Source organism: Olsenella sp. oral taxon 807, assembly GCF_001189515.2.
Lineage (GTDB): Bacteria > Actinomycetota > Coriobacteriia > Coriobacteriales > Atopobiaceae > Olsenella_F.
Genome location: NZ_CP012069.2, coordinates 3,071,509 through 3,091,595, shown reverse-complemented (window position 1 = coordinate 3,091,595; position 20,087 = coordinate 3,071,509). Strand labels below are relative to the sequence as shown.

General features: G+C 63.4%; 18 protein-coding genes and 3 tRNA genes. 12 read left to right on the top strand and 9 right to left on the bottom strand.

The annotated features are described in order from the left end of the window. Positions 1–25: 25 nt before the first annotated feature. The 5 genes from ADJ70_RS13310 to ADJ70_RS13295 form a co-directional block, all read right to left on the bottom strand. On the bottom strand, positions 26–1,177 hold the full coding sequence (locus tag ADJ70_RS13310; RefSeq protein WP_050342175.1) for a DUF2974 domain-containing protein: 1,152 nt from the start codon (positions 1,175–1,177) through the stop codon (positions 26–28). A 282-nt stretch (positions 1,178–1,459) separates the two neighbouring features. Further along, positions 1,460–2,737, bottom strand: a complete 1,278-nt coding sequence (locus ADJ70_RS13305) for a DUF4013 domain-containing protein (protein WP_050342173.1) — start codon at positions 2,735–2,737, stop codon at positions 1,460–1,462. Next, the gene (locus ADJ70_RS15015) at positions 2,734–2,889 is read right to left on the bottom strand and encodes a hypothetical protein (RefSeq protein WP_172674515.1); all 156 of its coding nucleotides are present in this window, start codon (positions 2,887–2,889) and stop codon (positions 2,734–2,736) included. The genes ADJ70_RS13305 and ADJ70_RS15015 overlap by 4 nt, the downstream gene beginning before the upstream one ends. A 61-nt stretch (positions 2,890–2,950) precedes the next feature. Then, a complete protein-coding gene (locus tag ADJ70_RS13300) occupies positions 2,951–3,385 on the bottom strand; it encodes a hypothetical protein (RefSeq protein WP_157051555.1) in 435 nt (144 codons plus the stop codon). 142 nt (positions 3,386–3,527) lie between these two features. Further along, positions 3,528–4,925, bottom strand: coding sequence for a thrombospondin type 3 repeat-containing protein (locus tag ADJ70_RS13295; protein ID WP_050342169.1), 1,398 nt, complete (start codon positions 4,923–4,925; stop codon positions 3,528–3,530). A 287-nt stretch (positions 4,926–5,212) separates the two neighbouring features. On the opposite strand from ADJ70_RS13295, the gene gluQRS reads away from it, so the two are divergent. From gluQRS to ADJ70_RS13270, 5 genes are all read left to right on the top strand, one after another. After that, positions 5,213–6,214 carry a tRNA glutamyl-Q(34) synthetase GluQRS gene (gene gluQRS, locus ADJ70_RS13290; RefSeq protein WP_050342168.1) on the top strand — a complete coding sequence of 334 codons (1,002 nt, stop codon included), beginning with the start codon at positions 5,213–5,215 and terminating at the stop codon, positions 6,212–6,214. After that, the gene (locus ADJ70_RS13285; protein WP_050342165.1) at positions 6,198–6,461 is read left to right on the top strand and encodes a hypothetical protein; all 264 of its coding nucleotides are present in this window, start codon (positions 6,198–6,200) and stop codon (positions 6,459–6,461) included. The genes gluQRS and ADJ70_RS13285 overlap by 17 nt, the downstream gene beginning before the upstream one ends. A 176-nt stretch (positions 6,462–6,637) precedes the next feature. Beyond that, complete coding sequence (locus tag ADJ70_RS13280) at positions 6,638–7,009, top strand: hypothetical protein (protein ID WP_050342163.1); 372 nt, start codon at positions 6,638–6,640, stop codon at positions 7,007–7,009. Next, positions 7,002–8,081, top strand: coding sequence for a HigA family addiction module antitoxin (locus tag ADJ70_RS13275; RefSeq protein ID WP_050342162.1), 1,080 nt, complete (start codon positions 7,002–7,004; stop codon positions 8,079–8,081). Before ADJ70_RS13280 ends, ADJ70_RS13275 begins: the two co-directional genes overlap by 8 nt. A gap of 502 nt (positions 8,082–8,583) precedes the next feature. Beyond that, positions 8,584–8,674, top strand: a tRNA-Ser gene (locus tag ADJ70_RS13270). Positions 8,675–8,903: 229 nt separating this feature from the next. Here ADJ70_RS13270 and ADJ70_RS13265 read toward each other — a convergent pair. Beyond that, positions 8,904–9,143 carry a hypothetical protein gene (locus tag ADJ70_RS13265; RefSeq protein ID WP_050342160.1) on the bottom strand — a complete coding sequence of 80 codons (240 nt, stop codon included), beginning with the start codon at positions 9,141–9,143 and terminating at the stop codon, positions 8,904–8,906. A 117-nt stretch (positions 9,144–9,260) separates the two neighbouring features. Here ADJ70_RS13265 and ADJ70_RS13260 point away from each other — a divergent pair. Continuing rightward, positions 9,261–9,337: transfer RNA gene (locus ADJ70_RS13260), tRNA-Arg, on the top strand. 66 nt (positions 9,338–9,403) lie between these two features. Here ADJ70_RS13260 and ADJ70_RS13255 read toward each other — a convergent pair. Further along, positions 9,404–9,766: a hypothetical protein gene (locus ADJ70_RS13255; RefSeq protein ID WP_050342159.1), complete on the bottom strand. Its 363-nt coding sequence runs from the start codon at positions 9,764–9,766 to the stop codon at positions 9,404–9,406. Positions 9,767–10,078: 312 nt separating this feature from the next. After that, positions 10,079–11,368: a serine--tRNA ligase gene (gene serS, locus ADJ70_RS13250; RefSeq protein ID WP_050342158.1), complete on the bottom strand. Its 1,290-nt coding sequence runs from the start codon at positions 11,366–11,368 to the stop codon at positions 10,079–10,081. Positions 11,369–11,535: 167 nt separating this feature from the next. On the opposite strand from serS, the gene ADJ70_RS15010 reads away from it, so the two are divergent. Further along, positions 11,536–11,706: a DUF6724 family protein gene (locus ADJ70_RS15010; RefSeq protein WP_172674514.1), complete on the top strand. Its 171-nt coding sequence runs from the start codon at positions 11,536–11,538 to the stop codon at positions 11,704–11,706. A 306-nt stretch (positions 11,707–12,012) separates the two neighbouring features. Here the strand turns inward: ADJ70_RS15010 and ADJ70_RS13245 are convergent. Continuing rightward, positions 12,013–12,099 (bottom strand) — tRNA-Leu (locus tag ADJ70_RS13245). A 397-nt stretch (positions 12,100–12,496) separates the two neighbouring features. Here ADJ70_RS13245 and ADJ70_RS13240 point away from each other — a divergent pair. The 5 genes from ADJ70_RS13240 to ADJ70_RS13215 all read left to right on the top strand — a co-directional run bounded on the left by ADJ70_RS13240 (position 12,497) and on the right by ADJ70_RS13215 (position 20,044). Further along, the gene (locus ADJ70_RS13240) at positions 12,497–14,344 is read left to right on the top strand and encodes a serine/threonine-protein kinase (RefSeq protein WP_253273201.1); all 1,848 of its coding nucleotides are present in this window, start codon (positions 12,497–12,499) and stop codon (positions 14,342–14,344) included. Then, positions 14,331–15,461 carry a DUF3662 and FHA domain-containing protein gene (locus tag ADJ70_RS13235; protein WP_050342154.1) on the top strand — a complete coding sequence of 377 codons (1,131 nt, stop codon included), beginning with the start codon at positions 14,331–14,333 and terminating at the stop codon, positions 15,459–15,461. The genes ADJ70_RS13240 and ADJ70_RS13235 overlap by 14 nt, the downstream gene beginning before the upstream one ends. Beyond that, positions 15,458–15,871, top strand: a complete 414-nt coding sequence (locus tag ADJ70_RS13230; RefSeq protein ID WP_050342152.1) for an FHA domain-containing protein — start codon at positions 15,458–15,460, stop codon at positions 15,869–15,871. Before ADJ70_RS13235 ends, ADJ70_RS13230 begins: the two co-directional genes overlap by 4 nt. A gap of 253 nt (positions 15,872–16,124) precedes the next feature. Further along, positions 16,125–17,168: a PP2C family serine/threonine-protein phosphatase gene (locus ADJ70_RS13220; protein ID WP_062393168.1), complete on the top strand. Its 1,044-nt coding sequence runs from the start codon at positions 16,125–16,127 to the stop codon at positions 17,166–17,168. A gap of 2 nt (positions 17,169–17,170) precedes the next feature. Beyond that, positions 17,171–20,044, top strand: coding sequence for an FtsW/RodA/SpoVE family cell cycle protein (locus tag ADJ70_RS13215; protein WP_050342149.1), 2,874 nt, complete (start codon positions 17,171–17,173; stop codon positions 20,042–20,044). The last annotated feature ends 43 nt before the right edge of the window (positions 20,045–20,087 follow it).

Sequence of the window (20,087 nt, the reverse complement as noted above, 5' to 3'; positions counted from 1 at the left end):
GGCGTGCCAAGGGCGAAAGGGCACGTCACGACCTGAGGTCTGCATGCAGGAAGCTGTCTGTCTCATGAACTGACCACATGTACGTCATGAGACCCCCTCCCCAGCCAATCCCGTAGAGCTCAGCCGCAAGAATGGGCTCGGGCCCCACCACCAAAGCCAGCGCTCCGGCCGAGAGCGCCCAGTCGCCCGCGCCATAATCGATGCCCTTATGGTGCCTGACGCACTCATCGGCGGCGGCGTATAGCCTGATCTTACCCGAATGGATGCCCAACAGCGAGACGGGGTCTCCAAAGATGCGGTGCAGGACAAGGCCCCCGGTTCTCGCCCCCCAACCCGACAGCAGCTCCCTTTCGGAGGCATGCTGGTATTGATCGGGGAGACTTGGAGACATCCGCCCGTAGTCCAACCCCATACCGTTGAAGTACTCGCACCTCCTCAGCTTGTCGGCACACCCGCTGCGGATGAGCTCGGCGGCCCCCACCTGGGCGAGGTAGCCCCCGAGGGAGTGGCCCGTTATGTAGACGTTTCTCCTAGGTGCGGCGTACATCCTGGCCGCCCGCAGCGCCATGAGCTTCGCGTAGGGCTCCTCGAGGGTGAAGTTCGAGAGACCGCCCAACAGGTCGTTGAGCCACTCGGGGTCCTCGCTCGTCCCACGATACGCGAGGACCACGTCATCCCCGTGCACGTACACCGTGGCGCTGAAGCGCGCACCGATGAGAGGGGGCACGTCAATGTTCTCGTACTCTGCGACGACCCAATCCCTGACGTAGTCGTCCGACCCGCCGGGCTTAACCGAGGCGCCGTCGAGGAAGTAGTACTTCTCGCCCTTCTCTTCAGGAGGGGACCCCACGATCTCCTTGTAGAATCCGGACCTGCGCATCGCCTCCGTGCCGTCCTCGTACGACAGCGCCGAGAAGATCGCGAGCGTGCGGGAGTCGACCTCCCGCCTCCCCTCGCTCGAGCACGGGTCGCTGATGCCGTCCTCGTTGGAGTCGGTCGCGTAGTCGACCGTCTCGCCGAGCATGATCCCCGTGTAGCCCGCGAGGTCGTCCTGGCTTCCCCGGCAGCACTTGCCCCCGGCGTCGAGGGACATGGCCTCGAGCTCCCTGTGCCTGGCGTCGCCCACGTCGCCTCCCAGCACGAACGTGTAGATGGCGATGCGCCTCTCCCTCGCCATGCCGCCGAGTCTCCCGTAGGAGTACTCGGACGTCCTGCTGTCGTCCCCGTCCGTCAGGAAGAAGACGGCCCTCTCGGACCTGGGCCGTGCTGACAGGTCGGAGGGGCGGCGGGCCCTCCTGGTACAACTTCATCATCCTGACGAAGTAGGGGCCGAACTGCACTGCGGTAGCGACGGCCACCACCCTCAGCGAGCCCACTATGGTCGAGCCCCTACCCATCCTCGTCCCCCTCGCTCCCGCGCGGGCCGCAGGACGCCCCCGCCACGGCCCGGGGCCGCCCGTCAGCGTATCGGCCCGTCGTACCCCGGGCTCGAACGCCAGGCCTCGTAGGCCCGGATCCACTCCTCCGAGTTCGAGCGGACGTAGTTCCAGCCGGCGGGCCGGTAGTCGAAGGCGTCGAAGCTGTCGAGCCATAGGAATTCGCAGGTGAGCACCAGCGGTACGTTCCCGCCCTCGGTCGACACGAGGTGGTAGCGAATCCGCCCCTCCCCGTCGGTGTCCTGGTAGAGGAACTCGTACGTCAGGCCGTACTGGCTCTTGTCGTTCTGCACGGCGTAGGAGTCGAGCGCCGCCCGCAAGCTCGGGCCCTCGAGGTAGGTCCCCAGCATCCCGACGAGGTAGGAGACCGGGGCCATGGCGGCAACCAGGGCGACGGCGACCACCACCCCACGCACGCTGACCCGCATCGCGCCGGGGCGCCCCGCCGTCACCCTCAGCCCCCTCGCGCCCCGCGCCCGCCGTCGGGGGGCCGGGGGAGTTGGCGCCGCCCAGTCGGAGGGTCCGCCCGCGTCCCGACCCGGGACGGCGAACTGCCTCACCCACAGCCCAACCGTGGCGTGGAGCAGCAGGGACACGAGGGCGAGGCTCGCGGCTCCCAACAGCCGATCCGCCAGGACCGGGACGAAGGCAAGGAGCACGTTGCGGGCCGCGAGGGCGATGAGGAGGAACGGGGCGAGCAGCCTCTCGATCAGGAAGGTTGCGACGCCGCAGGCGAGGGTGACGAGCGCGGCCGCGGCCGCGACCCTCGCGCAACCGCCGGGGTCGCGCCCGACCATCCCGGCGACGCCGCCGGGGTCGCGCCCCGCGTCCCGGCGGACGGCAGACCGCACGCCCGCCGCCGCCGCGAGGGTGGCGCAGGGCGCGCTCACGGCAAGGGTCGGCAGGAAGGCGGGGGACCAAGGGGACAGCAGGGACCCCGGCAACTGCGAGACGATCCGCCACACGTCGGGACCCTCCCCGTGGGAGCCGAGGTACGTCCCATCGAACGCCACCATGGCGAGGTAACCGAGCACCACCCATGCGACGCACCAGCCGAGGGCGGCGGCGAGGGCTCGGACACCCCCGCCCAGGCACCGCCCGACGTCTATCCCGTCTCGCCTGGGGGGCTCCTCGGACCCCAGTGCGACGAGGCTGGCCCACTTGACCTCGTACCCCAGCGCGAAGGCCCACCCCACCACGGGGACGAGCGCGCAGGCGCACAGCATCAGGACGACCACGGGCCAGCCCCTGCCCCTAGCGAGCAGGGACCAGGCGCGGGAGAGGTACCCCGCCTCGCTCATGCCTCGCTCCCTCCGATGCCCCGGGCGGCCGGCCGCCGCCTCCCGCATGCCCCGCACCACGCGTCCTGGTTCGAGCAGATGTAGTTCGGGCACGTACGGCTGCGACGGCCACCACCCTCAGCGAGCCCATTGTGGTCGAGCCTCTTACCCATCCTCGTCCCCCTCGCTCCCGCGCGGGCCGCCGGACGCCCCGTCACGGCCCCGGGCCGCCCGTCAGCGTATCGGGATGCCGTATCCCTGGCCCGACCCCCAGGCGTCGTAGGCGTCGACCCATTCCTCCGGGTTCGAGCAGACGTAGTTCCAGCCGGCGGGGTAGAACTCGAGGAAGCCCCAGCTGTCGAACCAGTGGAACTCGCAGGTGATGACCAGCGGGATGTTCCCGCCGCTGTTCGACACGAAGTGGTAGCGGACCCGCCCCGCCTCGTCCCTGTCCTCGTAGAGGAAGTTGTACGTCGTGCCGTGCAACTTCCTGTCGATCTGCACGGCAGGGGAATTGAGTGCCGCCCCGATGCTCGGACCCTCCTGGTACAACTTCAGCATCCTGATGAAGTAGGGGCCGAACTGCACTGCTGCGGCGGCGACAACCACGCACAGGCAGGCGACGGCCACCACCCTCAGCGAGCCCATTGTGGTCGAGCCTCTTCCCATCCTCGCTCCTCTCGCCTCCGCGCGTGATAACCCACCCCTAAGGAGACACGGAATGATTCACTTCGCAACCTGTAGGAATGCCCCCTAACTGGTCCAGGCAGGAATGGCGACCTTCGTCGCCCGACCTCCTGATGCCGTGGCGTCAGGCACCCTCAAAGGAGTCCTTGTCCACCACGAGGTAGATGGAGGCGCGCTGTGGGGCGAAGCGCAGGGTGGTGCCGTCCAGCGTCGACTCCTGCTCCTCCAGGGCCTGCGTCTCCTTGTTGTAGCGGTAGACGGCAGGGGAGAGCGAGGGCCTCTCGGCCAGCGTCGCAGAGAGGTCGAAGGAGGCGGTCGCGTCCTCGGAGTCACCCGGCACGCTAAGCTCGGAGTCGCAGACGTAGCCCGGTATCTCGTCCAGCTTGATGGCCGTTCCGGTAGCGGGGAGGGCCCACACCTGCCAGACCTCCCGCCCGGGCACGCTCGCCTCGAGCGTGAGGGTAATCCCGTGCGAAGACCGCGATGCGGACACCCTGAAGCGGTCCTGGGCCGTGAGCGGGTCGGTGCCGTTCTCCACCTCCCAGCCATCCTCGGCCCCGTCGCCGTCCGTGTCATCCTTGAAGGGATCGGTGCCCAGCTCGAGCTCCCTGCCGTCACTCAGGCCGTCGAGGTCGGAGTCGCTGGAGGCAGGGTCAAGGCCGAGCTCGACCTCTTTGGCATTTCCCACGCCGTCGCCGTCACGGTCCTTACCCCCGTCGCCCACGCTACCAGAGTCGGCCCTAAGGGGATCGTACCCGAGCCCCGCGATCTCCAGGTAGTCATTTAAGCCGTCGCCGTCAGTGTCGGCCTTCATGGGATCCGTCCCGTAGTAGGTCTCGAGGTAGTTGATGAGGCCGTCGCCGTCGCTGTCCCCCCTGTCGATGGAGAGCGCGCCCACCCTGTCCTCCTTGCCGTAGGAGAGGGTGAGGGTGTCCGACGCGGAGGAGCCGTCGTCGAGGGCGCACTCGACGCGAAGCACGTTGGTTCCCCTCAGGAGGCCGAAGTCTGACACGGACCACGCCTTTGCCACCGGGATCTCGCGGGTGTCTATCACGTTGCCCCTGTCGTCGGAGACCCTCAGGGTGAGGGAGCGCGCCTCGCGGCCCCCGGCATCCAGGGTGCCGGAGAGGCCCTCCCCCTCATTCAGGAAGTAGGTGTTGAGGCCCTCGACTGACGTTAGCCTCGACCTGTCGATGGTCACGGAGGCAACCCCGCGCGGTGCAGCCGCAAGAGCGCCCGCAGCGACGAGCAAAGACACGCCGCCCACCAGACACAACAGGAACGCCCGTGCGGGAACGGCCCTCCTCCCCAGGAAGGCGGCAAACCCCATGAGGGCAATCCCTCCGATCGCGAGGGGAGCCACAATCGCGCCTGGAAAGTCGCCCCCCGGCACCGCCAGTGCGAAGACCTCCTCAGCGCGCGCCGCGAGAGGCAAACACAACAGCGCCACAAGAGCCGCCAAGAGCGCAACGGCCACCGGCGCCGCCCTTCTCAGATACCGAGCCACCAGGAAACGAGACATGAGCTCCGCCCTCCCAAGGGATTGACCTGCCTGGGTGCCCACACGCCCGCAGGGCCCGGCCGCCGGTCCCGCGCGGCCACCCTGCGATGCCTGCCATCCACCTATGCTGTACCCTAGCTGAGATGTCTCTCATAGTCAACTGAAGAAGGCGGGGAACGGCGCTCGCGGGACGAGAGCTGCCGTACGGGGGGCTCCGTAGCACGCCCCCGGCGAAGGGGTATACTGCCCAAGTTGGCATATTGGTGACGTCCGCACCCCAGTAAGGCGCACAAGAGATACCCGTACCCATGACCGCCTCCCCGCACACGCACCCCGCAGCGCAGGACTGGCTTGGCCCAAGGGCGCGCTCGCCCAAGGGCCGCTTTGCGCCGACCCCCTCGGGCCGCATGCACCTGGGCAATGCCCTCTCTGCCCTCATCGCCTGGCTCTCGGCCATCTCTCGGGGTGGCAGCGTGGCTCTTCGCATCGAGGATCTGGACCCAAGGGCACACGACAGGCGAGCAGCCGATCTCATTATGGAGGACCTCGACTGGCTTGGTCTTAGTTGGGACGAAGGACCCTACTACCAGAGCGAGAGGGGCGAGCTCTATCGGGACGCGATTGCGCAGCTCAAGTGCGAGGGCCTCACCTACCCCTGCTTCTGCACACGAAGCGAGCTGCATGCCGCATCGGCGCCCCATGCCTCGGACGGCACCTACGTGTACCAGGGGACGTGTCGCGATCTCTCGCCCCAAGAGGTGACCGAAAGGGCACGGTTGCGCCTCCCGTCGACAAGGCTGCGCGTGCCAGACGCACACGACCCTGCTGGCATCGTCACCTTCGACGACCTCTGTTACGGCCCCCACCAAGAGCTGCTCGCACGTGACTGCGGAGACTTCCTTATAAGGAGGAGTGACGGAGTGATGGCATACCAGTTGGCCGTCGTCGTGGATGATGGCCTCATGGGCATCAGCGAGGTCGTCCGCGGATGTGACCTTCTGGGCTCGACCGCGCGCCAGATATACCTGGCTGGACTTCTGGGCCTCACACCGCCACGCTTCGGGCACGTCCCTCTGCTCATGAGCCCCGACGGCAGGAGACTCTCGAAACGGGACCACGACCTTGACCTTGGCGCCATACGGAACCGAGGCGTCAGTCCGCGTCGTGTCATAGGGCGCCTGGCAGGCCTGGCGGGCCTGGCCGAGCAAGGGGAGGAGCTTTCGCCAACGGAGCTGCTGCCACGCTTCAGCTGGGATAAGGTGCGCACGCGAAGGAGTAACGCTGTCGTGACCGATGGCTTTCTCTTATAACCACAACTTTCCTCATCATGAGGTATATGGGGTTCCCTCCCGGGACGCCCAAGCATACCGCGAGGAAGAGCGTCTGCGCGGCCGGGGACTCTGCAGAGGCCCCGGCCGCACCGTCGACGAGGCGCAGCTCGACGCGTGCGTGGACTCCGGCACCGCCAGCGAGGAGTGGTGGAAGAACACGCGCCTCGGCTACGAGGAGATGCCGGGCTACCCGGTACAGATCACGGGCGAGATGGAGATGGCATGAGTGGGGGCACCAGAGGCCGTCGATTGACATGACATATCGCTCCAGGAGAGAGGGGTCGATGCTCTCGGCCTCTCTCTCCATTTGCACGCCATACATGACCACTCGCTTGAATCACTACGAGTAACGAAGTATAATGAATTACCCGTTGGGTAATCTAGTTTGAAAGCAGGACAAGCTTGGAACTCGTTTACGCATCGAAGAAGGTCGAGGAGCAATGCACTGATCTTAAGGCGGCAAAGAAGCTGTTCGCAGGTAGCAGCAAGCTGGCGGTAAGCCTCATCGCTAGGGTTAACGCGCTCGAGCAGGCTGTCGTTCTGAAGGACATCGTAGTCCAGCGGCAATTTCACTTCCACAAGCTGCTTAACAAGAACGGCAAGAACCTCGATGGCCTCTTCGCCATCGATGTCAAGGCGAGGCAAGACCCCTGGAGGATAATCCTGCGCCCGCTCGATGAAGACAACGAGCAGTTTAAGCCGTGCAACATAGACGAGATAGCTGGCATCGTGGAAATCGTCAGGATTGAAGAGGTGAGCAGACATTATGAGTAAATATATCGAGTACAAGGATTCTCTGGCATTCCACCCCGGTTACTACATCGAAGAGATCGTCGAAGAAAGCGGTCTTACCCAGGCGGACTTCGCGAAGAGGCTCGGCACCACCCCCAAAAACCTGAGCCTGCTTATGCGAGGCAGGCAGAGCCTGTCTGTTGACATGGCCATGAAGCTCTCAAGGCTGCTCGGAACCACCGTGCATTACTGGCTCAACCTACAGAATGCGTACGACACCGCTATCGCGCAGATAGCGTCCGAGGAGGAGCTTGAGCGGGAGAAGGATGTCCTTAAGCTGTTGGGATACGACTACTTCCGCGACAACTTCGGTCTTCCTGACCTTCCCAGAAGGCTCGGTGAGCAGGTCGAGCGGGTCAGGACCTTCCTCGATGTCGCTTCCCTCACCGTGCTCACGGACCGAGACATGGCGGTGAGCTTCAGATCGTCCACGGGCACGATGAGCGAAGGTGGTATCGCAAAGGCCAACACCATGGTGCAGATTGCCACCAACAAGGCCGTCGCAACTGTCGCCCCTAAGTTCGATAGGAAGAGGTTCAAGGAGGCCATCGAGTTTGCGCTTACCCAGACGACAAACCACGAAGGCTTCTACCCGCTGATCAGGGAAAGGTTCCTCGAAGCCGGCGTCGTGCTCGTGGTTCTGCCAAACCTGCCGGGCTCCAAGACAAACGGAGCTACGAAGAGAGTTGGCAAGAGCGTGATGATGATGGTCAACGACCGGCGACTCTATGCAGACTCTTTCTGGTTCACGTTGTTGCACGAGGCGGGACATGTCATCTACGGAGACTACGGCATCTCATTCGAGAGCGATGCTGGCGACATCGAGCAGAAGGCGGACGAGTACGCGGAGAACAAGCTGATAGACCCATGGCTCTACCAGGACTTCGTGCGCAGGAGCAAAGGGCGCTTCACCATGCCCTTTATCACTGCCTTTGCGGCCAGCATCGATCGCGATCCAGGAATTGTGTTGGGTCGGCTTGAGAACGACGGGTATCTTAAGCATCGCAATGGGATGCAGTCCCTACGGTGCAAGTACCACGTATCCGTGGAGTGACCCTTATCCATCCGCTTCTACCAAGTAGTTAGACACAGCTTCCCTCATCTTAGGTATGTGCCGGGGCAGGGATGGAAAACCTCGCCTCGAGCAGCACACCCAGGGCATCAAACAGCTTCCTGACTGACTCCTCGCGGTCGCGGCACCCTCACTCCCCCGACCCGGAGGTGCGCCTTGACCAGGCGGGCGTCGAGCAGCGCCTCGCCGAGCCGCCCGCGCAGGCGCTCTTCCTCGCGGTATGCTTGGGCGTCCCGGGAGGGAGCCCCATACCTCACGATGAGGGAAGTTGTGTATAACTAAGGTTCAAGCCGATGGCCCGTCCAAAGGCATAGGCACGGCCCGGCGCTTACCCGGAAGGTGTGCGCGATGACTGTGCTGCCGAGCATGAGGCTACTGGGCCAAGCGCACGGCCATCGTAGACGCCCTTGGGATTTTGGGACGCGACAGCAGGTTGCCATTGCGGAGTGGCACATTGTGGGGTATGATGTGCAAGTATCCGTTTGGAGAGCTGACCGAGTGGCTGAAGGTGCTTGCCTGCTAAGCGAGTATAGTCCAAAAGACTATCTGGGGTTCGAATCCCCAGCTCTCCGCCAGACTATGAGTGCGCCTACCCGCAGGATCGCGGGTAGGCGCTTTGCGTTCTATCTGCCTCGCCCGCCTTGGACGCGTACCCGCTCCTTGGCCCGCATCGCTCCGCACGCGCTTGGCCGCACGCGCTTGGCTCATACCTCGCTCATGGGCCGGGCCGTCCAGGCGCCCACCCGCTCCGCACCAGCCGCGCAGGATGGCTACCCACCTCACAAAGAGCCTGGATGTTGGATGTCATCGACTGACCGTTGTGCCAGCCGAGTAGATCATCTTTGACTGATGGTAGAGGCTGAACTTCTCAAAGCCATGCCGACGGCCGTCAGCTGTGTGCTCGCTTTTTTGAGGTTCACCAGAGACCTCACGATAGGTGTCTTCCAGAGAGCGCCTCGTCACGCCCCTTTTCCTGTCCTTTTCGTCCATCATCCTCCTTCCATTGAAGGTGTGGGCACGAATGAGCATAGCGATTCCTGGCATGCCACGTCTTCCCACGGTGTCCGTCTAACAGTCACAGGGAACCCAAAAGGAGCCAAGCAAGTATTTTCCAATTCCACTTGACTTAGCCCCCTAGGGATGGCATTCTAGTTCTTGCACGCGGCGTTACCTCAGCTGGATAGAGGGTCTGACTACGAATCAGAACGTCACAGGTTCGAATCCTGTACGCCGCACCACAGACTCTAGCAAGGACCCCGAAAGGGGTCCTTTTGTTTTTGTATCTGCAGCTAATGGCACCGGGACTAGCAGGCAGGCCTGAAGGCAACCTCATCCTTTGTGTAGGCTGCGTAAACATACGGAACGTTCTCCCGATCAAGCGCGTCCTCAATGTCGACGAGCCTGCCGCCCCCCACCTGAAAGAATTGCCGGAGCACCACCTCGAGGTCTTGGGTGGAGTCCGCATACAGCGCGTGTGCGAGCACCGCAGGCGCAAACTCACCCTCAATCACGATGCGCCGACCATAGGGAGAGGCGCCAAACATCGCCCTCGTCAGCGGGCCTCGGCTTATCTCCTCGATGCACAGGCGATCGCCCCGACGGACAAGCGCAGCCTCCCTCGACTCCTCTCCATCGTCCTCCCGCCAGATCAAGCACCGTTCCTTCATGCTACCTCCTATCGTCCAACTAACACTATGTGTAGTATAGAACTTCTGTTTCTATACTACAAGCGAAAATGATCATTTTTTTCTGGAGGCAGTAGCGAGCTTCGCCACGCCACCCTAAGGCAGATCCCCATGCTGGTGGGCCTCCCACGACACGACGGATGACCCAGGAAAGGCGTGGCGATTCGACCGCACTCAACACCGCCTGACCGTCACGCCGCTCTACCAGACGGATCTGTACGTACCGCCGCCAACGTTCAGTCACGCGGGCGATACGCGGTACGCTACGGACGACACGACACGACCCGCATGGCCCTATGCCCCATCGGACCGTATGAGCTCCATGCCGCGCATGTAGGGGCGCAGAGCCTCGGGCACCGTGATCGAACCGTCGGCGTTCTGGTAGTTCTCCATGATGGCGGCCATCGTGCGCCCGACCGCCAGGCCGGAGCCGTTGAGCGTGTGCACCAGGCGCGTACCCTTGAATGCCTTGGGGTCCTTGTAGCGGATGTTGGCACGGCGAGCCTGGAAGTCCCAGCAGTTGGAGCAAGACGAGATCTCCTTGTAGGAGTTGTAGCTGGGCAGCCACACCTCGAGGTCAAAGCATTTGGCGGCAGAGAAGCCAAGGTCTCCGGTGCAGAGCGTCACAACGTGGTAGGGCAGGCCCAAGAGCTGCAGGCAACTTTCGGCCTGCGCGACCATGGATTCGAGCTGGTCCATGGAGTTGTCGGGCTTGGCGAACTTGACCATCTCGACCTTGTCGAACTCGTGCACGCGGATGATGCCCCTCGTGTCTCGGCCGGCCGAGCCCGCCTCCTCGCGAAAGCATGGGGTGAACGCCGTATAGAGAAGGGGCAGCACGTCGGCGTCGAGGATCTCGTCGCGGTGGATGTTGGTGAGCATGACCTCGGCCGTCGGGATAAGATACATGCCGCCGCTCACGTGGAAGAGATCCTCGTCAAACTTGGGCAGCTGGCCCGTCCCGAAAAGAGACTCGCGATTCGTGATGACGGGTGGCCACCACTCCTTGAAGCCAGCCTGAGCGTGCTGGTCGATAAAGAAGTTGATAAGCGCGCGCTCCATAAGGGCGCCGACACCGCCAAGCAGATAGAAGCGGGTACCCGCAAGCTTGACGCCACGGTCGAAGTCAATCATGCCCGTGGCGACACCAAGGTCCCAGTGGGCCTTGGGCGTGAAGTCAAACTCGCGTGGCTCTCCCCAGCGTCGCAGCTCGGGATTGTCAGAGTCGTCCCTGCCGTAGGGAACAGACTCATGTGGGATGTTGGGAATGGCAGAGACCAGATCGAAGAGCTCCCCGTCAAGGCTCGCGCGCCTCTCGTCGAGCTCGGCGATGCGACCCTTGTTGGCGGCGACCTCGGCCTTCGCCCGCTCCGCCTCATCCTTCTTGCCCTCCCGCATCAGCTTGCCGATGAGCTTGGACTTGGCGTTGCGTTCAGCTTGGAGCCTCTCGACCTCGCCGATAGTGGAGCGGCGTGCCTCGTCAAGCTCAAAGAAGCGCTCGCGATCCCAGTGAGCGTTCTGCCTCGACTCGCAGGCCTTGTCCACAACGTCAGGGTTCTCTCTAACAAACTTGATGTCGAGCATCTGAGTCCTCTCGATTGTTGGTTCGTTCACGGAGCTTCCCGTCGCACGCCCCGCACCTGTGTGTACCGCGCCCTACTGTGCGCACCGTGCCCAGTATATACTTGACCGGGTGTGCTTGAGTGGGTCCGCAATGACCCGTAAGGACAACCTTCACCGAAAGGAACTCGATGGACCAGGTAGCGCAATTCTTTGAATGGCTCTTTGGGACAAGATCAGGTGTGCTGGCGCTAGTCGTCGGTGGCATTGTCTTCTTCTTTATCATTTCGTTTATCCTGGAGTTCAGGACCCGCGCCAAGTATAAGGACCAGGGGGTGGAGGAGGAAGAGGAGGACGACTGAGCCGTAGGCAGCCAGCCTATCATCGGGCTCCCTCCGTAGCCGAAATACCTGCCCCGCACGCTGCGCCGCGCGCGCTGCGCCCGCTTCCCGCACGCTGCGCCGCGCGCTTAGTGCCCCAGAATCTGCGGGGTACCTTCGCGACGACGTTTGCCCAGTTGAGCAAAAATCTTAGGTACCCCAGAATCTGCGGGGCACTTTCGCCGTGACGAGACGTCCGGGGGGCCGGGTCGGGGCGAACCCCTCACACAACCGCGAGGAGCCCACAAAAAACGCCTCTGGATTAGACCAAGAGGCGTCAGCATGCAGTGGTGCGGGCGAAAGGAGTTGAACCTTCATGAGATTGCTCTCATACGGACCTGAACCGTACGCGTCTGCCAATTCCGCCACGCCCGCGTGACTGCATACTCTACCCCAACTCCTTACACGAAGCAATGGTATTTTTTTGGCAACTGGGCCGCGTCTTTGGCAACTGGGCCGCGTCTTTGGCAACTGGGCCGCGTTTTTGGTAACTGGGCCGCGTCTTTGGCAACTGGGCCACGTCTTTGGCAATGGGTGGCAACGGACCTGTGGCTTACGCCGCCCACCGCAGCGGGGCCGCTCGTGACGTGGGCGCAGCGAGACAACGCCCTTAGGGGCATCGCCCAGCCCGACTGCGGGTAATGCGTGCACAATCATTGGCGATAATCGATAATCATCAGGATTCTGCAGGTGCGCTGGGCAACTTCGCGCTAGAATGTTCATATCGTCACGGCAGACGAGCAACGCGTTTAAACACACACAGGGGGCCGCCGTGGGGGATAGGTTTCACAAACAGGACATTCGTGGCCGCGGCGAGCGTGAGGTGCGCTACCGCCAAAGGAATGGTGAGCGTCGCGAGCGTCGGAGCAGCGCCTCTGCCTCTGATCAGCAGTCATCGCAGGAGTTGCTGCTCAATCGCTACCAGGTCATGGAGACCCGTGGCGCCGATGGGTTCGGAACGGTGCTCGACTGCTGGGACACGCGATTGCAGCGCCGCGTCGCCATAAAGAGCATACCGCTTGCCCCACAGGACCAGATGACGTCGCGGCAGATCATTGGCGAGGCACTCGATGAGGCGCGCGCCTCATCGAAGATAGCGAACCCCAACATCGTGACCATGTATGACTTCCAGTCCGACGAAGACTACGCCTACCTCGTCATGGAGTTCATCGACGGCCTCACGCTCTCGGAGTTCCTCGCGCGTATCGAGGGTGGCACGCTCACGGGCGACGAGTGTGCCCACCTGGTCACGTCCATAGGGAACGCCCTCGCGTTCGCCCACAAGAACCGCGTGCTTCACCTAGACGTGAAACCCTCCAACATCCTCCTCGAGAGGAGCGGGGCTATTAAACTTTGCGACTTTGGCATGGCAACCCTCGCCTCGGCCACGGGCTATGGCGGGGCGCGCGGAGGCACTGTGGGCTACATGCCACCTGAACAGATAAATGGCAGGCTTGTGGACGAACGATGTGATGTCTTCTCACTCGCAGTCGTGTGCTGGCAGGCGCTTACGGGCGAGAACCCCTTTAGTGCCGGAACCGCCGAGAAGTCCCTCGAGAAGATCGAGCGAGGGCCACGCCAGGATATATCGAAGCTGAGCGACGATCTTACTGATGAAGCCGCACAGGCCATCACGCAGGCGATCTCCGCCAATCCGGCGGCGCGCCCTCCCTCTGTCGAGGCCTTTGCCAAGACGGTCTCCTCTGGCCTTGGCGATCCCCGAGCGGGCGCCAAGTCCATCAAGTCGCTCCTCGCCCAATCGGTCGACGATAGCGGGGGAAGCTCCAAGGCCCATATAAGGAAGCGGCTTCCCCTCTCATACCGCTATCCCTGGCTCTTGGGCGCACTCATCCGCGTCGCGAGCGCTGCCGCCACAGCCTGGGCCGTCTACCTGACGTCCGCTGCCTACCTCGGGAGGGGGACCCAACGCCAGCTCGTCGCCTGCGCGGTAGCTGCGCTCGCGACGCTTGCGCTGACGCCCGCAGGCTCCATCCTGGCCATTGCGTCTCTTGTCGCGGCGGTACTCGGTACCTCTGCGGGCGCAGGAGCAGTCGCACTGTGCGTTATCTCGTGCGTGGCACTCGGGGTGTGGTGGCTGTGGGTGGGCAAAGCGGATAAGCTCTCTTCCTGCGCGATCATTCTTCCAGCCTGCACCCTGAACCCACTTCTGGGGGCACCCGTCGCGGCGTTCTCAGAAAGTGCGCTGAAGGCGGCCGTCACGGCACTGATCTCATGGATGCTCGCCTTTATGGTGGCGACCCTCGCACCCCTGGGGCCCAATGTCGCCCCCGGACTCAGCAGCCTGCCCGCCAAGCTGCTTACCCTTCCCACTCTCATCTCCTGCGCAAGCGCGCCCATCGCCGCAGCATGCGGGGCGCTCGTCACCCAACGTTGGCGCAGTGTGAGGTCAGGCATAGTTGGCCAGTTTCTTTGCGCGGTGCTTTTGGCATCTGCTCAGCTTGCGGCCCTGCGGGTGGAGAATGGCGACGTATGGTCTCCCTCTAACTGGGTATACTCATTAGCTGCGTTATTCTTATGTGTGATTCTGTGCTTTATGGTAGTCGTACGTGGCCCTCTGCCCACTGACGGGGAGGTTGAGAAGTTTAATGAATCTGCTTAAGACTTTTGAAAGCCGCATCAGCGACGCCTTCGGCGCGGCGCCGGATGGTTATACCGCTCCGTTTTCCTTCAAGAAGCTCGCAAAGCGTGCCGCACGCGAGATGGAGAACGAAACATATGAGATCGACGGCGTCGACACGGCTCCCGCGCTCTACACGCTTCTGGTCTCCCCGGATGACGACGCGGCCATGAGGCCACTCTACCCGCAGCTGACGAGCGAGATCGCCGCATTTGTCGAGGCGCAGGCACACGCCAAGCGTTACGTGTTCGTCGGCAAGCCGCTCGCCCGCTTTATGGTGGACCCATCGCTCAAGAGCGGGCGCTTTGCCATCTTTGCCGAGAACATCGACGCCGGGGCACTCAGTCATCTGCGCGAGGAAGAGCGGGCGTTTCTATCTGGATCGCAAGGCGACATTGCCCCGACCGCACCTGTCGAGAGGCGCAGGCGTCGCGAGCGCATGTCGCAGGCTGTGCCCAGCGTAGATGAGGAGCGATCCGAAGAGGACTCGCTCATAGACGATGTGCCCTCCCCCATCGACGCACCCTCTGCCCCTGCGCAGACGTCTTCGGCCGATGACTCCTCGGGTCTCGACGTCATCCCCGATCAGGCCGTTGACCAAGCGATACAGGACATCTACGACAACGCGTCCATCGAGCCCCCCGCAGTTGCGAGGGGACGTGCCATCGCAAGGGACGAGCCGATCGTACCGCTCGTGACAGCACCGGACGACTCCTACGTCCGCCCCGTATCCGTTCCCGCGACACAGCGCCGCAACGTCCCCTTGGTCAACCACCAGCGCTCGTCCTCCGCAACGGAGCACAGCGCTGCCACCTGCCTGCTCATTGACCACCAGAGCGGCCGTACCTATAGGGGAACGGCGCCCGCGACCACCATCGGCAGGGAGCGCATCCCCGGCGGCATCGTCTTGCAGGACCCCAATGCGTCGCGCCGCCACGCCAAGCTCAGCTACGACGGACGCAGCTGGCACATCGCGGACCTTGGCTCGACGAACGGCACGCTCGTGAACGACGTGGATGTGGACGTACACACCCTGCACGATGGGGACATTCTGACCATCGGCCTCACCAACCTGGTCTTCCGGGAGAAGGACTCATGATCGACCTGATGCTCTTCGCAGGTAGGATCGTGCTCGTCATCCTCCTCTTTCTCTTCTTGCTCGCCGTCACGCGCACCGGCATCGGCCTCGTGCGCGGGCAGAGGCATGATGCGGCCATCTGGTCCGTCGATGTGGAGAAAGGTTCGCGGGCGCTGCGCGGCCTGCACGTGGACATGCTCGGGCCCGTCATCATCGGCCGCTCCCCCTCGTCTGACATCGTCATCGATGAGGCCTACGTCTCGGCCACCCATGCGCGCTTCACACTCCAAGGACCCGCACTCGTGCTCGAGGACCTCAACTCGACCAACGGCACGCTCGTCAACGGCCACCCCATCACACGGCCCGTCACCCTGCGAGATGGAGACGAGGTGCAGGTCGGTGATGCCATCATGCGTGTGAGTCGCCAATGAGCATGCTAAGCGCACATACGGTCGAGGCCAAGGATCCCGCCTTGACGACACCAGAAGAGCCCGCCACGAGCCCAGGCCATGACGAGGAGCTCAACATCCAGGACCTCTCTGTCCCGGCGCGAGAGGGCTCCGACACCAAGAGCGGAAGCTCCGTCTCGCTCGCCTGGGGCGCCCGCACCGACGTCGGACTGTTACGCGAGCACAACGAGGACTCCTTCCTCGTCAAGCCCCCCTCTTCGCCGTCTGCGACGGCATGGGAGGGCACGCGGCGGGTGAGGTCGCAAGCTCCATCGCCGTCGAGACCATCTCTGCGCACATGCCCGAGCACGCCGATGACGTCCTGCTCGGCACCGCCGTCGAGACGGCCAATGCCGCCGTCATCGAGGGTGCCGTTCAGGGGGCCGGCAAACCCGGCATGGGATGCACCGCCTCGTGCGCCCTCATCGAGAAGGGTAAGATGGCCATCGCCCACGTGGGCGACTCACGCATCTACCTCTTGCACCAGGGGAGGCTCGTCCGCCTGACCCATGACCACTCCTACGTCGAGGAATTGGTCGACGCGGGCGAGATCACGGCCGACGAGGCGCGCCTGCATCCCTCCCGCTCCGTCATCACGCGCGCCCTCGGCTCCGATCCGGACATGTACGCCGATCACTTCACGCTCGACGTCGTGGCAGACGACAGGATCATCGTGTGCTCGGATGGGCTGTCCTCGATGGTGGAGGACTCCAAGATCGAGGCCATCTCCTGCTCAACGGCCACGCCCCAGGCCGCCGCAGACAAGCTCACATCCGCCGCCCTCGCGGCGGGGGGGCACGACAACGTCACGGTAGTCGTCATCGACATCCTGGATGACGGCACAATGGAGAAGCACGCCCACGCCCGCAAGAGGCGCCTGATCGGGATCGCCATCGCCGCCGTGGCCTTCGTCACAATCCTTCTCGCCTCGATCGCCCTTGTCATCGCCAACTCGTGGTACCTCTCTGACAACAATGGGACCGTCGGCATCTACCAGGGCGTGACCGGTGACGTCTTTGGCATCCCCCTCTCCCGCCTTGCCGAGACCAGCTCCGTGCAGGTCTCCGATCTTCCCAGCTCGATTCAGGACAACCTCAAGAGGGGCCTGGCCCTCGGAAGCGAGGAGGAGGCCCGCAACACGCTGGAGAGCTACCGGGACCAGATCAACGCGGATAAGAGCGATCGTTCCGTCACTGTGTCGCGCACGCTGCTGGGCACCGAGATCTCTCCCGACAACCCGGCGACGCACGATGACTCCCAGAAGGGCTCAGGTGACTAGCCATGGCCGTCTCTCAGCTCAACACCAGACGCAATGCCGAGCTCGGCCTCCTCGTGCTCGCAGCGCTCCCCGTCATCCTGCTCTGGTCCATGTACGTCATGGACATGCAGCTTTCGGTCACGATCAGCTCGCTCTCGGTCCCCATCGGACTCTTTGTGGCGTTCGCGATAGCCCACCTTGCGGTGAGACGCTTTGCCCCAAGCGCCGACCCGGCGCTTTTGCCCATCACCTTCCTGCTCTCAGGCATCGGCATCGCCTTCGTGACGAGGCTCGCGTCCAATCTCGCAAACAGTCAGATCGTCTGGCTCTTCCTGTCGGTGGCAGCCATGATCGCAACCCTCATCGCTGTTCCCAGCATCGAGAAGCTTGCCGAATACAAGTTCACCATCGGACTAGCTGGCATCGTGCTCCTCATTTTACCCATGCTCATCGGCACGGAGCGCGGTGGCTCCAAGCTCTGGCTCTCCTTTGGCCCCTTCTCGTTCCAACCCGGAGAGATCGCCAAGATCCTCATCGTGCTCTTCCTGGCGGCCTACCTCGCGGAGAACCGCGAGCTTCTCTCCGCCTCGACGCGGCACCTAGGCCCCTTCTCGATCCCTCGCCCCCGCATGCTCGCCCCACTGCTCGTGATGTGGGGCATCTCGCTTCTGGTCGTCATCTTCGAGAAGGACCTGGGAAGCGCCCTGCTGTTCTTCACGTTCTTCGTGATCATGCTCTATGTCTGCACGGGTCGTGTGGGCTACGTGATAGTCTCCATTGGCCTGCTCGCAATCGCCGCCTTCGGCTGCTATCACCAGTTTCTCCACGTGCGGACCCGTGTCGACATATGGATCGACCCCTTTGCGGACGCCTCGGGCAAGGGCTTGCAAATAGTCCAGTCGCTCTTCTCGCTTTCCGACGGTGGTCTGACGGGTTCGGGCATAGGCAAGGGCATGCCGACCCTCATTCCCGTCGTTGAGTCCGACTTCATCTTCTCGGCCATCGGCGAGGAGATGGGCCTGTTTGGAGCCTCGGCGGTCCTGATCTGCTACCTGCTGTTTGCCGTGCGGGGCCTCGCCACGGCCGCGCGAGCCAAGTCGGATATCGCGGCCTTCACGGCAGTGGGCCTTACCTCGGCCATCGTGGTGCAGGCCTTCGTCATAGTCGGCGGCGTCACCAAGGCGCTGCCGCTCACGGGCGTCACGCTCCCCTTCATGAGCCAGGGGGGCAGCTCCCTCCTTGCTAGCTTCATCATCCTAGGACTGCTTCTGAGGACGGGTGATGAGGGCACGGGACGTGGCATCGAGATGCAGATGACCGACGCGCGCTCCTCATCCTCTGCCCTTGGAAGCACGGGAAGCGCAAGCCAGGCGGAGAGCGTCTCACAAAACCCCCACGTCCGCAGCCGCCGCACCATGCAGACGCCTGAGTCGGGCGTGCTGGGTCGCGTCGCCCTCAGCAAGCGACTCACGGCCCTCGTCAGCGTGTTCTCGCTGATGATCTGCGCCCTCGTCGCCAACCTCGCCTACATCCAGGTCATACAGGCACGCCACTACCAGAGCATGCCAAAAAACAACCACACGATCGCAAAGACCGCACGCATACAGCGGGGCGCCATCATAAGCTCGGATGGCGCGACCCTGGCCGAGTCGCAACGGCAGGCTGACGGCACCTACGTCCGCACCCACCCAAAGGGATCGCTCGCAGCGCACACGGTGGGCTACGTCACGACGAAATACGGCGCCACCGGCATCGAGTCATCCTACAACGACATCCTCACGGGCAGGTCGGACTACACGAGCTGGATGAGCGCCCTCAACTCCATGGCGGGCATCCAGACGTCTGGCTCCTCGGTCGTGCTCACGATCAACGCACAGATGCAGAAGGCTGCCGAGAATGCGCTTGTCGGCAAGGTCGGAAGCGTCGTCGTCCTCAACCCCACGACGGGTGCGGTCCTCGCGAAGGCCTCATCACCAAGCTATGAGTATAATGACGTCCCACAGATCCTCTCGAGCAACGACTCGAGCGGAGAGCTCGTGGACCGCAGCACCCAGGTGCTCTACACGCCAGGCTCCACCTTCAAGACAATCACGCTCGCCGCCGCGCTCGACACGGGCCAGGCAAAGCTCGATGACAGCTATAAGGCGCCCGCGTCCATGGACATCGGGGGGGCGGCCGTCACCAACATAGACAACCAGTCCTGGAGCAAGCTCACGCTCAAAGACGCCCTCGCCAACTCGGCCAACACCGTCTTTGGTCAGCTTGGGACCAAGATAGGCGCCCAGACTCTCGTCAACTACGCCAAGGCCTTCGGGTACGGTACGGCCCTCGGGCAGGACTTCTCGACCACCGTCTCTCTGATGCCCGACCCCTCGCAAATGAGCGAGTGGGAGACCGCATGGTCCGCCATCGGCCAGCCCGTCGGACAGCACTCGAGTCCTGCGGGCCCCCAGACGACGGCCATGCAAAACGCCGTCACCGCGGCCACGATCGCCAACAACGGCATCGTGATGAACCCCCACATCGTCGACCATCTGCTCTCACCCGAGGGAGTGACGATCTCCACCACCCAGCCGCGCTCGCTCGGACAGGCAATATCCGCCCAGACGGCAGGACAGCTCAAGGAGTCCATGCTTGCCGTCGTGGAGGGCGGCACTGGTACCTCCGCCAGGGTGCGCGGCGTCAAGGTAGCAGGCAAGACCGGCACCGCCGAGGTCAGCTCGACGGTCTCGAACTCGCTCTTCATAGGATTTGCACCCTACGATCAGCCAACACTCGCAATCTCGGTCTGCATCGAGGGCTCAGATGATAACAACGTCCACGGCGAGGGGGCGGAGGTCGCAGGAGAGGTGCTTGCAGCCTGCCTCAATGTGCAAGCCTTAGGTGCGGGAAAATGAACGCGCCAAGGGAAGCGGCGACGTCTTACGATAGCGTTCGGGG

What these genes read in the sequence shown, in the direction of transcription:
- ADJ70_RS13310 (WP_050342175.1), bottom strand. Translation starts at nt 1,177, where the DNA reads ATGGCGAGGGAGAGGCGCATCGCCATCTACACGTTCGTGCTGGGAGGC.
- ADJ70_RS13305 (WP_050342173.1), bottom strand. Translation starts at nt 2,737, where the DNA reads ATGAGCGAGGCGGGGTACCTCTCCCGCGCCTGGTCCCTGCTCGCTAGG.
- ADJ70_RS15015 (WP_172674515.1), bottom strand. Translation starts at nt 2,889, where the DNA reads ATGGGTAAGAGGCTCGACCACAATGGGCTCGCTGAGGGTGGTGGCCGT.
- ADJ70_RS13300 (WP_157051555.1), bottom strand. Translation starts at nt 3,385, where the DNA reads ATGGGAAGAGGCTCGACCACAATGGGCTCGCTGAGGGTGGTGGCCGTC.
- ADJ70_RS13295 (WP_050342169.1), bottom strand. Translation starts at nt 4,925, where the DNA reads ATGTCTCGTTTCCTGGTGGCTCGGTATCTGAGAAGGGCGGCGCCGGTG.
- gluQRS (WP_050342168.1), top strand. Translation starts at nt 5,213, where the DNA reads ATGACCGCCTCCCCGCACACGCACCCCGCAGCGCAGGACTGGCTTGGC.
- ADJ70_RS13285 (WP_050342165.1), top strand. Translation starts at nt 6,198, where the DNA reads ATGGCTTTCTCTTATAACCACAACTTTCCTCATCATGAGGTATATGGG.
- ADJ70_RS13275 (WP_050342162.1), top strand. Translation starts at nt 7,002, where the DNA reads ATGAGTAAATATATCGAGTACAAGGATTCTCTGGCATTCCACCCCGGT.
- ADJ70_RS13265 (WP_050342160.1), bottom strand. Translation starts at nt 9,143, where the DNA reads ATGCCAGGAATCGCTATGCTCATTCGTGCCCACACCTTCAATGGAAGG.
- ADJ70_RS13255 (WP_050342159.1), bottom strand. Translation starts at nt 9,766, where the DNA reads ATGAAGGAACGGTGCTTGATCTGGCGGGAGGACGATGGAGAGGAGTCG.
- serS (WP_050342158.1), bottom strand. Translation starts at nt 11,368, where the DNA reads ATGCTCGACATCAAGTTTGTTAGAGAGAACCCTGACGTTGTGGACAAG.
- ADJ70_RS15010 (WP_172674514.1), top strand. Translation starts at nt 11,536, where the DNA reads ATGGACCAGGTAGCGCAATTCTTTGAATGGCTCTTTGGGACAAGATCA.
- ADJ70_RS13235 (WP_050342154.1), top strand. Translation starts at nt 14,331, where the DNA reads ATGAATCTGCTTAAGACTTTTGAAAGCCGCATCAGCGACGCCTTCGGC.
- ADJ70_RS13230 (WP_050342152.1), top strand. Translation starts at nt 15,458, where the DNA reads ATGATCGACCTGATGCTCTTCGCAGGTAGGATCGTGCTCGTCATCCTC.
- ADJ70_RS13220 (WP_062393168.1), top strand. Translation starts at nt 16,125, where the DNA reads ATGGGAGGGCACGCGGCGGGTGAGGTCGCAAGCTCCATCGCCGTCGAG.
- ADJ70_RS13215 (WP_050342149.1), top strand. Translation starts at nt 17,171, where the DNA reads ATGGCCGTCTCTCAGCTCAACACCAGACGCAATGCCGAGCTCGGCCTC.